The sequence below is a fragment of the Enterobacter cloacae complex sp. ECL411 genome, from assembly GCF_021869665.1.
Taxonomy (GTDB): Bacteria; Pseudomonadota; Gammaproteobacteria; order Enterobacterales; family Enterobacteriaceae; genus Enterobacter; species Enterobacter intestinihominis.
The window spans coordinates 519,361-532,883 of sequence record NZ_CP091486.1; the positions used below are offsets into that span (position 1 = coordinate 519,361).

The 13,523-nt window shown below is 57.3% G+C and carries 12 protein-coding genes and 2 pseudogenes; 4 read left to right on the forward strand and 10 right to left on the reverse strand.

The window, feature by feature from the left end:
• Positions 1-164: 164 nt before the first annotated feature.
• From gbpA to L3069_RS02505, 5 genes and pseudogenes are all read right to left on the reverse strand, one after another.
• A pseudogene (gbpA, locus tag L3069_RS02485) lies at positions 165-1,615 on the reverse strand (N-acetylglucosamine-binding protein GbpA).
• Positions 1,616-1,751: 136 nt separating this feature from the next.
• Positions 1,752-2,138 carry a 2-iminobutanoate/2-iminopropanoate deaminase gene (ridA, locus tag L3069_RS02490; protein WP_003863373.1) on the reverse strand — a complete coding sequence of 129 codons (387 nt, stop codon included), beginning with the start codon at positions 2,136-2,138 and terminating at the stop codon, positions 1,752-1,754.
• A gap of 73 nt (positions 2,139-2,211) precedes the next feature.
• The gene (gene pyrI / locus L3069_RS02495; protein WP_003863370.1) at positions 2,212-2,673 is read right to left on the reverse strand and encodes an aspartate carbamoyltransferase regulatory subunit; all 462 of its coding nucleotides are present in this window, start codon (positions 2,671-2,673) and stop codon (positions 2,212-2,214) included.
• Positions 2,674-2,685: 12 nt separating this feature from the next.
• Positions 2,686-3,618: an aspartate carbamoyltransferase gene (pyrB, locus tag L3069_RS02500; protein ID WP_003863368.1), complete on the reverse strand. Its 933-nt coding sequence runs from the start codon at positions 3,616-3,618 to the stop codon at positions 2,686-2,688.
• Positions 3,619-3,652: 34 nt separating this feature from the next.
• Positions 3,653-3,757, reverse strand: coding sequence for a pyrBI operon leader peptide (locus L3069_RS02505; RefSeq protein WP_071881481.1), 105 nt, complete (start codon positions 3,755-3,757; stop codon positions 3,653-3,655).
• Between L3069_RS02505 and L3069_RS02510 the strand changes: the two are divergent.
• Positions 3,737-3,854, forward strand: a pseudogene (locus tag L3069_RS02510) (hypothetical protein). The gene L3069_RS02505 and the pseudogene L3069_RS02510 overlap by 21 nt on opposite strands.
• 3 nt (positions 3,855-3,857) lie before the next feature.
• Here L3069_RS02510 and L3069_RS02515 read toward each other — a convergent pair.
• The 5 genes from L3069_RS02515 to arcA all read right to left on the reverse strand — a co-directional run bounded on the left by L3069_RS02515 (position 3,858) and on the right by arcA (position 9,144).
• Complete coding sequence (locus L3069_RS02515; RefSeq protein ID WP_003863366.1) at positions 3,858-4,337, reverse strand: arginine repressor; 480 nt, start codon at positions 4,335-4,337, stop codon at positions 3,858-3,860.
• Between the two features lie 80 nt (positions 4,338-4,417).
• The gene (locus L3069_RS02520) at positions 4,418-5,821 is read right to left on the reverse strand and encodes a YfcC family protein (RefSeq protein WP_236901901.1); all 1,404 of its coding nucleotides are present in this window, start codon (positions 5,819-5,821) and stop codon (positions 4,418-4,420) included.
• Between the two features lie 46 nt (positions 5,822-5,867).
• The gene (gene argF, locus L3069_RS02525) at positions 5,868-6,872 is read right to left on the reverse strand and encodes an ornithine carbamoyltransferase (RefSeq protein ID WP_038415176.1); all 1,005 of its coding nucleotides are present in this window, start codon (positions 6,870-6,872) and stop codon (positions 5,868-5,870) included.
• Positions 6,873-7,001: 129 nt separating this feature from the next.
• Complete coding sequence (gene arcC / locus L3069_RS02530; protein ID WP_022646884.1) at positions 7,002-7,913, reverse strand: carbamate kinase; 912 nt, start codon at positions 7,911-7,913, stop codon at positions 7,002-7,004.
• Between the two features lie 10 nt (positions 7,914-7,923).
• Positions 7,924-9,144 carry an arginine deiminase gene (gene arcA, locus L3069_RS02535; protein ID WP_023299194.1) on the reverse strand — a complete coding sequence of 407 codons (1,221 nt, stop codon included), beginning with the start codon at positions 9,142-9,144 and terminating at the stop codon, positions 7,924-7,926.
• A gap of 675 nt (positions 9,145-9,819) precedes the next feature.
• Between arcA and L3069_RS02540 the strand changes: the two genes are divergently transcribed.
• From L3069_RS02540 to yagF, 3 genes are all read left to right on the forward strand, one after another.
• Positions 9,820-10,272 (forward strand): YhcH/YjgK/YiaL family protein, encoded by a 453-nt coding sequence (locus tag L3069_RS02540; protein WP_038415178.1) that lies wholly within the window; start codon positions 9,820-9,822, stop codon positions 10,270-10,272.
• Between the two features lie 238 nt (positions 10,273-10,510).
• Positions 10,511-11,419, forward strand: a complete 909-nt coding sequence (yagE, locus tag L3069_RS02545) for a 2-keto-3-deoxygluconate aldolase (protein ID WP_063136015.1) — start codon at positions 10,511-10,513, stop codon at positions 11,417-11,419.
• Between the two features lie 14 nt (positions 11,420-11,433).
• A complete protein-coding gene (gene yagF, locus L3069_RS02550; protein WP_236901902.1) occupies positions 11,434-13,401 on the forward strand; it encodes a xylonate dehydratase YagF in 1,968 nt (655 codons plus the stop codon).
• Positions 13,402-13,523 lie beyond the last annotated feature (122 nt).

Sequence of the window (13,523 nt, forward strand, 5' to 3'; positions counted from 1 at the left end):
AAAATACCCCTCACCCCAACCCCTCTCCCCTTTGGAGGGAGGGCCAGGCGAGGGGGCTCTATCGGTACCCTCTCCCCTTTGGAGAGAGGGCCAGGCGAGGGGGCTCGATCCGTTCCCTCTCCCCTTTGGGGAGAGGGTTAGGGTGAGGGGTAAGGTTTTTCCACTCAGTTCTTCAACACCCACGCCTCTTTCCAGTGCGCGCCAACGCCAGGCTCAAACTGGTTTGCGGTTGGGCTGTACTGCACGCAGTAGCCGCTGTACGGGAAAGGCTTACATTCGTAGGTCTTACCGTCTTTTGGCTGTAGTACCACGGTGCTCGCTTTGTACGAGGCGATATTCTCCGGGAAGGTAAAGTCGTGGTGGCCGGTGCTGTCCGCAGCCGCATCGCTTTCCAGCATCAGGTTCAGCACGTCCTGGGCGAACATCGTGCCGTCTTTATTGGTCGCGTAGTATTTCAGCATATGGTGTCCCGCCGTCACGTCAGTCAGCGTCATGGTCACGTCCTGATTGACGTTGTTCATGTCCTGCTTCAGGTAACCTTTTTCCGCACCGTGGTGGTTCATCACGTGCGCTTCAAAATTAACGTCACCCTGCGTGTTGACGTGGAAGGTGACGGTCGCGTTGCCATGTTCGATTTTGCTGTATTGCAGATCGGAAACGGCGATGGTCTCGCTCACCTGCGCTTTTTGCTCTTCATAGGAGATGGCAATGGATTTCAGCGTGCTGCCGTCTTTCACGAATACGCTGTTGGCGCCGTGAACCGGGCTGATGTCACCGGCTTCATCTTTAACACCGACGCGGACATCGCTCTGAGCGGTGTTGATCTTCTGCGCCAGATCGTAAGACCACTGGTTAGCGTCGCCTTGTTCAGCAGAGCCGATGGTCATTTCGGTACGCATGGCGGTCACTTCACCGTTGGCGTCGAAGAAGCGTGCGATAACCTTATCGCCCACGTTCAGGTTATTACCGGCAATCTGGCCGCTCAGGGTTTTGCTCCATTCGGAAACGATCGCAGGCGTTTCGTCCGGGGTTACGTTGCCACCATTCCCGAAATCAACGTCAATGGCCTGATAAAAGCTATTTGAGGTGTCCGCAATTTCCCACACGCCGTAAATAACCTGGTACCCCGTACGCGCAGGAACATTGCAAGTCATAGATTTTGTTACGGCTGGTGCCTGACTATTTCCGTTGATCGTACAGAATGGAGTTAATTCAAATTGATCGCGAGTCAGCGGCTTATTTGGATCCCAATTTTGTTTGGTGATGTAATAGCGCCAGTTAGTGGTTTTATGCGGTGCAGTATGATGCCAGACGAACTCATGCGGGCCTGCTGTTATCGGGTTTTTGGTCCAGGCATTCAGGCTTTGCTTATCCAGCTGAGAATACTGGGAAATACCTGCACTGGCGAGCTGGCCGTCCGGCGGCATAGCGCGGTCGGGAAACCGGAAGTTTTTTCCACGCTCTGCGGTTCATACTGTACAGCGCCGCAATCAATATTTTGGCCAAGCTTACACATATAGGCGCGGCTGGCTGGAGATTCAATATAGCCGTGAGCAAATGCCGACGATGCAACGGTCACTGTCGCGAGGGCAAGTGCAATTTTTGAAAGTTTCATTACTCATCCATTATTAGAGAATATTACCGGGTGGAGAAGCTTAATAATGGACGGTGCGATTTGTCATTTTATATGGAGAGTAAAAATAGTCGAAATAAAAAGGACAGCTAAGCTGCCCTTTCTTAATTGAATTGAATTAGCGACGTACGGCAATCGCTTCAATTTCAATTTTCACGTCTTTTGGCAGACGCGCCACTTCCACGCAAGAGCGAGCCGGGAAGGTCGCGTTGTGCTCGGTGAAGAACGCTTCGTAAGTGGCGTTAACGGTCGCGAAATCATTCAGATCTTTCACGAACACGGTGGTTTTGACGATATCGCCCACTTTCAGACCGGCAGATTCCACGATCGCCTGCACGTTTTCCAGCGACTGACGCGCCTGCGCCGCTACGTCGGCGGGCACTTCACCGGTTTTTGGGTTCACCGGGATCTGACCAGAAGTGATGATCATGCTGCCCAGATCAACGCCCTGAACGTATGGGCCGATAGCCGCTGGTGCATTTTCCGTCGCGAGTACTTTGCTCATTTTTTCTCCAGAATTACAGCGTTAAGAATGTTCCCGGCCATTATAACAGCCGGGATTTCATTACCAACCTCAATTAGTTGGCCAGCACCACATAATGAGAAAACTCTTTTTCGCAGTATTTGCATTTGAGTGCGATGTCATTGGCGCGTTTTTTCACTGCGAAACTGGAGGAAACCGGCTCAGCATGACTGATGCAGTTGCTGTTCGGGCAGACCAGCACGCTTTCGATGCGATCCGGCAGGCTTGGGCGGGATTTGCCCACCACGTCGTAATCGTCGATGCGGTTAACCGTGGCGTCCGGCGCGTACAGCGACAGCTGGTTAACCTGCTCGTCGGTCAGGAAGGTGTTCTCGATTTTGATCAGGTCTTTACGGCCCATTTCGCCCGACGGCAGGTTCAGGCCGATGGTGATGCGCTGGTCCGTTTCGGTCAGTTTGAACAGCGTCAGCAGTTTAAAGCCCACCTGCGCAGGGATGTGGTCAATCACGGTGCCACGCTTGATGGCTTCAACCTGGAGTTTGTTATCGTGTGTCATGGTCGTCTCCCCTTACAGAGCTAATTCGCGATTCAGAACCAGTGCCAGTAACGCCTGGCGAGCGAAGATGCCGTTTCCGGCCTGCTGGAAGTACCAGGCGTGCGGCGTTTTGTCCACGTCTGTGGTGATCTCATCGATGCGCGGCAGCGGGTGCAGCACCTTCATATTGTCACGCGCGCCTTCAAGGTCGCTGGCGCGCAGCACGAACTGCGCCTTCACGTTGGCGTACTCGGACGGATCCAGACGCTCTTTCTGCACGCGGGTCATGTAGAGAATATCCACGTTGCCCATCACCTCTTCGATACTGGCGTGCAGGCTCCACGCGATGCCTTTCTCGTCCAGCATGTCGAGAATGTACTGCGGCATCGCCAGCGCGTCCGGCGCGATAAAGAAGAAGCGGTTGCCGTTAAATTTCGCCAGCGCCTGGGTCAGGGAGTGGACGGTGCGGCCATATTTCAGGTCGCCGACCATGGCGATGTTCAGGTTCTCAAGCGTGCCCTGCGTCTCCTGAATGGTGAACAGATCCAGCAGGGTCTGCGTCGGATGCTGGTTGGCGCCGTCACCGGCGTTCAGTACCGGAATGCCGCCGGAAAACTCGGTCGCCAGACGCGCCGCGCCCTCCTGCGGGTGGCGCATCACAATCGCGTCAACGTAGGTACTGATAACCGAAATGGTATCCGCCAGGGTCTCGCCTTTTTTGCCCAGCGACGTGTTGCTGCTGTCCGAGAAGCCCACCACGCTCGCGCCCAGACGGTGCATGGAGGTTTCGAAGGAGAGGCGGGTGCGGGTCGAGGCTTCGAAGAAGCAGCTCGCAATCACCTTGTGCTTCAACAGCTCCGGTTGCGGATTGGCTTTCAGTTTTGCCGCGGTTTCCAGAACCAGTTCCAGCTCTTCGCGGCTGAGGTCGTTTATGGAAATGATGTGTTTTTGATAAAGCGGATTCATGTTTATCTCCTGACGCCGGGCAAAAAAAAGCCCCTCAAATGAGGGGCTCTGGGAATAGGTTTAGCAACGGGAAGAAAAACGGCAGGCCAGCGTCTGATTTCAGACGCGGTAAGATGTTATGTCGTACACGCTTGACCATGCTTCCTCCCGGCAAATTGTCGGGCATTATACGCAGCTCGCTTTTGGGATCAAGCGATTTAATGCACGCTTTACTCAATGCAAACGGTTCTTTGTGAATATTAATGCGTTCTGAGTAAATAATTAATTTGCTTATGCACCAGCGCGGTGCGCTTCACTACGCGGGGCGCGACCCAGACAATACTGCTCCCGGCCACTACACCTAAAATTTCAGGTAACTGGTGATAATCCAGAATACGCGCCACCGCGCGGCCATATCCGGCGACGGTATGGATAAGGATAAATTCGCTGTTGTGCTCCACGCTCACCACCATTTCAGAGACCGTACGCGCCGCGTCGGGGGCCGGGCGCAGCTGGGGATTCAGCGAATAAATCTTTAGCCCTTTGGCATTGCGAATTTTTATGACACCAAGCAACTTGAGCAGACGTGAAACGGTGGACTGGCTGATGGTCTCAAAACCACGCTCCTGTAAGTCACGGCGGATCTCTTCCTGGGAGAGATAGCTCTTTTCCGCGATCAGACGCTGGCAGACCGTTAGCTGTAATTGCTCTTTGGGAGAGTACTCTTCGTAATCCATCATAGTTCCCATATCAGTTCCCGAAATAACCGGTGGCACCGCACCGATCCGTAGGCCGGATAAGCGCAGCGCCATCCGGCAAATCACAACGAAGCGCCCAGGCTTAACGCCACCATAATCACCACCGTTAAAATCCCCAGCAGCGGCGCGACCCATTTCAGATAACGCACGTAGGGCACGCGGGCGATAGCCAGCCCGCCCATCACGACGGCAGAGGTGGGAGTGATCAGGTTGACGATGCCGGACGCCGACTGGTAAGCCGTAACCACCAGGTCGCGGTTGACGTTAGCGAAATCGGCAAGGGGCGCCATGATCGGCATCGTCAGAACGGCCAGGCCGGACGAAGAAGGCACAAGAAACGACAGCACCACTTCCAGCCAGTACATCACGTTGATGAACGCCACCGTCGACAATCCGGTGACCATTCCCTCGGCGCTGTGCAAAATGGTGTGGGTAATCATGCCCTTATCCATGATCACTACGATACCGCGCGCGATGCCGATTATCAGCGCGACGCCCAGCAAATCTCGCGCGCCGTTGATAAAGGTTGAGGTCAGCTCCTCTTCGCTCATGCGGGCGATCAGCCCGACGATAATGGCACTGGCGAGGAACACCGCCGAAATCTCCGCCATCCACCAGCCCAGCACCGCCACGCCGTAGATCATCACCGCGAAGGCGAGGGCGAAGATCACCAGGATGAGTTTGCGCACCGGGGTAAATTCCAGCGACTGCTCGCCCTTGTTACCGAGAAAGTGGGCGAGATTTTCTTCCTGCTTATCCGCCACGATCGACAGCGACGGATCCTTGCGCACCTTGCGGGCGTAGCGCATTACCCACGCCACGCAGATGATCCAGCCGATCACCAGCAGCGCGATGCGTAGCATGATGCCGTTGGTGAAGGGGATCCCGGCGGCGTTGGCGGCGATCACCGTGGCGAACGGGTTGATGGTGGATCCGAGCGTGCCGATCCCCGCGCCGAGCAGCACGGCAGAAGCCGCAACCACCGGATCGAACCGCGCTGCCAGCATCACCGGCACCAGTAAGGTATAGAAGGGTAGCGACTCTTCGGCCATGCCGTAAATCGTGCCGCCGGCGGCAAACAGCGCCATCAGGATTGGGATCATCCACTCTTCGCGGCCGCGCAGTCGGGTGGTGACGCGCTCGATCCCGGCGTCTATCGCCCCGGTTTTAGTGACGATCCCGAGGAATCCCCCGATGATCAGAATAAACAGCGCCACGTCGATCGCCCCGGCCTGGCCGGACTCCGGATCGTACAGCCCGGCAATCGGCGCCATCAGCACGGAGACGAGCCCCTGCGGGTGCGCTGCCACGTGCGCGTAAGTGCCAGCAACCGGCACTTCTTTGCCGAGCGCCTCGTTCATCGCCATATGGTACTGCCCGGCCGGAACAATCCACGTCAGCACGGCAACCACGGCAATCAGAAAAAAGAGAATGGTATAAGCGGAGGGAAATTTGAACTTGCCCATGATGTTCTCCTGAACCCGGCGCACCCCGCGGCGCGCCGGGCGGTGATTAGTCGCCGAGTGTCGCCACCATGACCGCTTTAATGGTGTGCATGCGGTTCTCTGCTTCGTCGAAGACGATGGAGTTCGGGGATTCAAAGACCTCCTCCGTCACCTCCAGCCCCTTCAGGCCGTACGCCATCTCGATTTCGCGGCCCACTTTGGTATGTTCGTTGTGGAACGCCGGCAGGCAGTGCATGAACTTGACGTTCGGATTACCGGTGGCCTTCATCACGTCCGCATTAATCTGATACGGCTTCATCAGGCTAACGCGCTCGGCCCACGCCTCCTTCGGCTCGCCCATGGAAACCCACACGTCGGTGTAGAGGAAATCGGTGCCCTGCACGCCTTCTCCCACATCGTCGGTGAGGGTGATGCGCGCGCCGGTCTCTTTGGCGATGGCGCGGCACTGCTCAACCAGCCCGGCCTCCGGCCAGAAGGATTTCGGCGCCACAAGGCGGATATCCATCCCCATTTTGGCCGCGCCGACCATCAGCGAATTACCCATGTTGTTGCGCGCGTCGCCGAGGTAAGCAAAGCTCAGCTCCGGCAGGGTTTTGCCCGGAGAGTGCTCCAGCATAGTCATCAGGTCGGCAAGGATTTGCGTGGGGTGGAACTCGTCGGTCAGGCCGTTCCACACCGGCACTCCCGCGTATTCGCCCAGCTCCTCAACGATGGCCTGGCCGTAGCCGCGGTACTCGATGCCGTCATACATGCGGCCCAGCACGCGCGCGGTGTCCTTCATCGACTCTTTGTGGCCAATCTGCGAGCCGCTTGGGCCGAGGTAGGTGACCTGCGCGCCCTGGTCGAACGCGCCCACTTCGAAGGCGCAGCGGGTGCGGGTGGAGGTTTTTTCAAAGATCAGGGCGATGTTTTTCCCGACCAGGGTTTGCTTTTCGCGCCCGGCTTTTTTGGCCGCCTTCAGCTCGATGGCGAGGTCGATCAGGTACTGGATCTCCGCCGGGGTGTAGTCCAGCAGTTTCAGGAAGTTGCGGTTTTTCAGGTTGATGGTCATGGGTAAATCCTTTTTAAAATTAATGTCTAAGACCTTACCCCTCACCCCAGCCCTCTCCCCAAAGGGGAGAGGGTGTAATCGTCCCCTCTCCCCTTTGGGGAGAGGGTTAGGGTGAGGGGAAATGGGTGCTCAGTTACGAATCAACGTGCCTTTCTCGCCCGCCAGGATCTCCGCGCCGTCGGCCAGCGCGCCGATCCCGGCAATGCCGTTGCAGGCTTCAACAAACTCGCGGCAGGCGGCCACTTTTGGCCCCATCGATCCGGCGTCGAACTGCATGCCTCTGAGCAGTTCCGGCGTGACCTGCGCCAGCGGGCGCTGGGTCGGCTTGCCCCAGTCGAGGTACACTGCGTCGGCATCGGTGAGGATCAGCAGGGCATCGGCCTCGATCTGCCGCGCCAGCAGAGCGGCGGAGAGGTCTTTGTCGATCACCGCCTCAATGCCGCGATAACCGTTGGCGTTTTCCACCACCGGCACGCCACCGCCGCCGTTGCAGATGACCAGGTGGTCGCGCTGAATAAGCGCCGTAATGGCGTCGCTCTCCACGATGCGCTTCGGCTGCGGAGAGGGCACAACGCGGCGGAAATAGGCCCCGTCGACCTTGAACACCCAGCCTTTTTCCGCGGCCAGCGCTTTCGCCTGGGCTTCGCTGTAGACCGGGCCGATGTACTTGGTCGGGTTGCTGAACGCCGGGTCGGCGGCGTCCACTTCCACCTGCGTGAGCAGGACACTCACCTCGCGCTGGGGCAGATTGTTTTTCAGCGCCTGCTGGAGCATGTAGCCGATCATTCCCTGGCTTTCTGCACCAAGAACGTCCAGCGGGTAGGGGGTGACTTTGTCGTAGGCGCTGTTTTGCAGCGCCAGCAGCCCGACCTGCGGGCCGTTGCCGTGCACCAGCACCACGCGCCATTGCTCCGTTAAGCCTGCGATGGTGCGGGCGGCCTGCTCGATGTTCTGACGCTGGATGTCCGCTTCCAGCGGCTCGCCGCGCTTGAGCAGCGCGTTGCCGCCCAGGGCCACAACCAGAGTGGGTTTTCGTTCCATGATGGCTCCTTTAAATTCCGTCGCGTTCCAGTGGGCAGCTCATGCAGCGTGCGCCGCCGCGACCGCGTCCCAGCTCGTCGCCCGGGATCGGCAGCACGGTGATGCCCGCTTTGTCGTACTTCTCGTTGGTCCAGACGTTGCGCTCGTAGCCGATCACCACGCCCGGACGGATGGTCAGGACGTTGTTAGCGTCGTTCCACTGCTCGCGTTCGGCTTCAAAGGCATCGCCGCCGGTGGTGATCAGGCGCACCTGGTTAATGCCGAGGGCTTTCTCGATGGCGTGCAGCAGGTCGGTTTCCTGAGTGCGCAGCAGGCCGCCGCGTCCGTCCGGGGTGAGCGTCCAGCACTGGGCGTCCTTGCGCACCACTTCCGGGTAAACGGAGAAAGTGTCCACGTCGATGTGGGTCATCACGGTGTCGAGGTGCATGCAGGAGCGATGTTTCGGCAGCTCAACGGCGATCACGCGCTCGGCCTGACGATGTTTAAACAAGCTGTTGGCGAGGAACTCCACGCCCTGCGGCGTCGTGCGCTCAGACATGCCGATCAATACCGCCCCGCGGCCAATCACTAATACGTCGCCGCCTTCCAGGGTGGCGTGGTCGTAATTAATATTCTCGTCGCCGAAATACTTAATAAACTCGCCATCGGCAAATGCGGGGTGCCAGCGATATATTGCGCGCAGATTATTGGTTTCGCGCTGACGGGCGGGTTTCGCCATCGGATTAATGGATACGCCGTTATAAATCCAGCAGGAGGTATCGCGGGTAAATAAGTGGTTCGGCAGCGGTTTCATAATAAAATCATTTGCCGTGTGGGTATCGACCACCATATTTTTAATAGCTGCCGGAATTTCACCGTAGGTTAATCCGCCGCTTAATCTGCGCGCCAGTTCGCGGTGCGGCATATCCGCCAGCCAGCCGCGGACGTCGCTGGCAAAGGCTGGGCCGAGGCGGTAGTCGGAGATTTGTGTTTCAAGAAGCCAGGCTTTTGCTTCCGCAATATCAAGCGTTTGCGTAAGAAGGTCGGTCAATAGCAGGACTTCCACACCCTGCTCGCGCAGCGTGTTTGCGAAGATATCATGCTCCTCTCCCGCCCGCTCAACCGAGAGCACGTCATCAAATAACAGCTCCTGACAATTCGATGGCGTTAAACGTTTAAGACTTAAATTAGGACGGTGCAGCATAACGCTACGCAATTGACCAATTTCAGAACCGACGTAATGCTTTTCCATAATTATTCCTTTAACTGTTTTTCAGAATAAAAAGGGCATGCGCCATGTGATGTGTTTAATTTCATGGCGGCTAAGCTCAATTGATTTCGTGATTCATAGTAGGCGCTTAAATAATGGTTATTGTGACGCTGCTCACGCGAAAACCGATATTGAGCAGTTTATTTTCATTTGCATGATTCGTATCAGATAATGATTAATTTCATATTATTACGGGATGAATAGCTAAGCAGGAACGGGTGGCAATATTTGAGGTTGTTATTGTTTTGTAGAATTACATGCTTTGAAATATTTAGTTATGCTGTTGATTTTAATGAATAAAATTTTTCCTCGAGAATAGCTATGCAATAATGACAGTTAACTATTTTTCACTTAAGAGAAATCGATAAATAATTATGGATTTTTGAAGGAAATAACCGAAGTGATAAAGTGTGATGCAACAACAGGTTTTGTTAGTTACGTTTTAAATTCAGCGAGTTAGATAAGTTGCGTAAAGCTTATGAAATGAGGTTATGCATAACGACTGCATAAATGCCTTTTTGTAATTAACAGTGAATTAACACATTTTCCGATAAACATGCGCTGGCGCAAATCTTGTCTAAAAAGGGCTGGTATGGGAGAGGCGATTCTCGTATAAAAGATAAAAATGAAACAATGTTTTAATTTGAGGGTTGTATCATGATTATTGGCAATATTCATCATCTCCAGTCCTGGCTACCAGAAGAGCTGCGCCAGGCCATTGAGCACGTCAAGGCCCACGTCACCGACGCGACGCCGACCGGCAAGCACGACATCAGCGGCAACAGCCTGTTTTATCTGGTATCGGAGGACATGGCCCAGCCGTTCGCCGAGCGTCGCGCTGAATACCATGCACGTTACCTGGATATTCAGATTGTGCTGAAGGGGCAGGAAGGGATGACCTTCAGCACCCTGCCGCACGGCACGCCGGACACCGACTGGCTGGCTGACAAAGACATCGCGTTCCTGCCGGAAGGCGAGCAGGAGAAAACCGTGGTGCTGAGCGAAGGAGATTTCGTGGTGTTTTACCCGGGCGAAGTGCATAAGCCGCTGTGCGCGGTGGGGGCGCCTGCTAAGGTCAGGAAAGTGGTTGTTAAGATGCTGGTGGAGTAATTCCTTACCCCTCACCCTAACCCTCTCCCCAAAGGGGAGAGGGGACTTTACCACCCTCGCCCCTTTGGGGAGAGGGCCGGGGTGAGGGGTTAGCGGACAATATGTGATCCAGCTTAAACTTCCCGCACTCCCTCCTCATCTCCCATTTACCTGTGCTTTTTCTCCGTCATAGTATGATCGTTAAATTAATGAACACTGTTCTATAATGTAGAACAAAATGATTCAGCAAGGAGATCACATGCCGCAGTCCGCGTTGTTCACGGGTATCATTCCCCCTGTCTCCACCATCTTTACCGCCGATGCCCAGCTTGATAAGCCGGGTACCGCCGCGCTGATCGACGATCTGATCGCTGCGGGCGTCGACGGCCTGTTCTTCCTGGGCAGCGGCGGCGAGTTCTCCCAGCTCAGCGCCGAAGAGCGTAAAACCATTGCCCGGTTTGCGATCGATCATGTCGATCGTCGTGTGCCGGTCCTGATCGGCACCGGCGGCACCAACGCCCGGGAAACCATTGAGCTGAGCCAGCACGCGCAGCTGGCGGGCGCGGACGGCATCGTGGTGATCAACCCTTACTACTGGAAAGTGTCGGAAGCGAACCTGATCCGCTACTTCGAACAGGTGGCCGACAGCGTCACGCTGCCGGTGATGCTCTATAACTTCCCGGCGCTGACCGGGCAGGATCTGACCCCGGCGCTGGTGAAAACCCTCGCCGACTCGCGCAGTAACATCGTCGGCATCAAAGACACCATCGACTCCGTCGCCCACCTGCGCAGCATGATCCACACCGTTAAAGCGGCCCATCCACACTTCACCGTGCTCTGCGGCTACGACGATCATCTGTTCAATACCCTGCTGCTCGGCGGTGACGGGGCGATCTCGGCCAGCGGTAACTTTGCTCCGCAGGTGTCGGTAAATCTTCTGAAAGCCTGGCGGGATAAAGACGTGGCGAAAGCGGCTGAGTATCATCAGACCCTGCTGCAAATCCCGCAGATGTATCAGCTGGATACGCCGTTTGTGAACGTCATTAAAGAGGCGATCGTGCTCTGCGGTCGTCCAATTTCTACGCACGTCCTGCCACCAGCCTCGCCGCTGGACGAGCCGCGTAAGGCGCAGCTGAAAAACCTGCTACAACAGCTCAAGCTCTGCTGAGCCGGACGATAACGATGACCATTGAGAAAATTTTCACCCCACAGGACGACGCGTTTTATGCGGTGATCACCCACGCGGCGGGGCCGCAGGGCGCGCTGCCGCTGACTCCGCAGATGCTGATGGAATCCCCCAGCGGCAACCTGTTCGGCATGACGCAGAACGCCGGGATGGGCTGGGACGCCAACAAGCTGACCGGCAAAGAGGTGCTGATTATCGGTACTCAGGGCGGCATCCGCGCCGGAGACGGACGCCCGGTTGCGCTGGGCTACCACACCGGCCACTGGGAAATCGGCATGCAGATGCAGGCGGCGGCGAAGGAGATCACACGCAACGGCGGGATCCCGTTCGCGGCCTTCGTCAGCGATCCGTGTGACGGGCGCTCGCAGGGCACGCACGGCATGTTCGACTCCCTGCCGTATCGTAACGACGCGGCGATCGTGTTTCGTCGTCTTATCCGCTCTCTTCCGACGCGGCGGGCGGTGATCGGCGTGGCAACCTGCGATAAAGGGCTGCCCGCCACCATGATTGCGCTGGCCGCGATGCACGACCTGCCGACCATTCTGGTGCCAGGCGGAGCGACGCTGCCGCCGACCGTGGGGGAAGATGCGGGCAAGGTGCAGACCATCGGCGCGCGCTTCGCCAACCATGAACTCTCCTTGCAGGAGGCCGCCGAGCTGGGCTGTCGCGCCTGCGCGTCGCCGGGCGGTGGGTGTCAGTTCCTCGGCACGGCGGGCACCTCGCAGGTGGTCGCGGAAGCGCTGGGTCTGGCGCTGCCGCACTCCGCGCTGGCCCCGTCCGGACAGGCGGTGTGGCTGGAGATCGCCCGCCAGTCGGCGCGGGCGGTGAGCGAGCTGGATAACCGCGGCATTACCACGCGCGATATCCTCACCGATAAAGCCATCGAAAACGCGATGGTGATCCACGCGGCGTTCGGCGGCTCCACTAATTTACTGCTGCACATTCCGGCCATCGCCCACGCGGCGGGCTGCACGATCCCGGACGTTGAACACTGGACGCGCGTCAACCGCCGGGTGCCGCGCCTGGTGAACGTGCTGCCCAACGGCCCGGACTATCACCCGACCGTGCGTGCGTTCCTCGCGGGCGGCGTGCCGGAGGTGATGCTCCACCTGCGCGATCTCGGCCTGCTGCACCTGGATGCCATGACCGTCACCGGCCAGACGGTGGGCGAGAACCTCGACTGGTGGCAGAGCTCGGAGCGCCGTAAGCGCTTCCGCCAGTGCCTGCGCGAGCAGGACGGCGTGGAGCCGGATGACGTGATCCTGCCGCCGGAGAAAGCAAAAGCGAAAGGGCTGACCTCGACGGTCTGCTTCCCGACGGGCAACATTGCGCCGGAAGGATCGGTGATCAAGGCCACGGCGATCGACCCGTCGGTCGTCGGTGAAGATGGCGTTTACCGCCACACCGGCCGGGTGCGGGTGTTTGTCTCGGAGGCGCAGGCGATCAGGGCCATCAAGCGGGAAGAGATTGAGCAGGGCGATATCATGGTGGTGATCGGCGGTGGACCGTCCGGCACCGGCATGGAGGAGACCTACCAGCTCACCTCCGCGCTCAAACACATCTCGTGGGGCAAAACGGTGTCGTTAATCACCGATGCGCGCTTCTCGGGCGTGTCGACGGGCGCCTGCTTCGGCCACGTGTCGCCGGAGGCGCTGGCGGGCGGGCCGATAGGCAAGCTGCGCGATAACGACATCATTGAGATAGCGGTGGACCGCCTGACATTAACAGGCAGCGTAAACTTTATCGGTACCGCGGACAACCCGCTGACGCCGGAAGAGGGCGCGCGCGAGCTGGCACGGCGGCAGACGCATCCGGACCTGCACGCTCACGACTTTTTGCCGGACGATACCCGGCTGTGGGCGGCATTACAGTCCGTGAGCGGCGGCACCTGGAAAGGCTGTATTTATGACACCGATAAAATCATTGAGGTAATTAACGCCGGTAAAAAAGCGCTCGGTATTTAATTATTTTGTGAGAGAAAATCGTCTGCGGAAAATAGTCCGCGGGCGGTTTTTACGTGTCTGTAATTTAATAATTTAAACAATAAGTTGCGATATATCGTTGACGTCACAAAAGCGAAATAACG

Excerpts from the sequence above, each read along its gene's own strand:
- L3069_RS02505 (WP_071881481.1), bottom strand. The coding sequence starts at position 3,757 with ATGGTCAAGCGTGTACGACATAACATCTTACCGCGTCTGAAATCAGAC.
- L3069_RS02515 (WP_003863366.1), bottom strand. The coding sequence starts at position 4,337 with ATGATGGATTACGAAGAGTACTCTCCCAAAGAGCAATTACAGCTAACG.
- argF (WP_038415176.1), bottom strand. The coding sequence starts at position 6,872 with ATGACCATCAACCTGAAAAACCGCAACTTCCTGAAACTGCTGGACTAC.
- pyrI (WP_003863370.1), bottom strand. The coding sequence starts at position 2,673 with ATGACACACGATAACAAACTCCAGGTTGAAGCCATCAAGCGTGGCACC.
- yagE (WP_063136015.1), top strand. The coding sequence starts at position 10,511 with ATGCCGCAGTCCGCGTTGTTCACGGGTATCATTCCCCCTGTCTCCACC.
- yagF (WP_236901902.1), top strand. The coding sequence starts at position 11,434 with ATGACCATTGAGAAAATTTTCACCCCACAGGACGACGCGTTTTATGCG.
- L3069_RS02540 (WP_038415178.1), top strand. The coding sequence starts at position 9,820 with ATGATTATTGGCAATATTCATCATCTCCAGTCCTGGCTACCAGAAGAG.
- pyrB (WP_003863368.1), bottom strand. The coding sequence starts at position 3,618 with ATGAATCCGCTTTATCAAAAACACATCATTTCCATAAACGACCTCAGC.
- arcA (WP_023299194.1), bottom strand. The coding sequence starts at position 9,144 with ATGGAAAAGCATTACGTCGGTTCTGAAATTGGTCAATTGCGTAGCGTT.
- arcC (WP_022646884.1), bottom strand. The coding sequence starts at position 7,913 with ATGGAACGAAAACCCACTCTGGTTGTGGCCCTGGGCGGCAACGCGCTG.
- ridA (WP_003863373.1), bottom strand. The coding sequence starts at position 2,138 with ATGAGCAAAGTACTCGCGACGGAAAATGCACCAGCGGCTATCGGCCCA.
- L3069_RS02520 (WP_236901901.1), bottom strand. The coding sequence starts at position 5,821 with ATGGGCAAGTTCAAATTTCCCTCCGCTTATACCATTCTCTTTTTTCTG.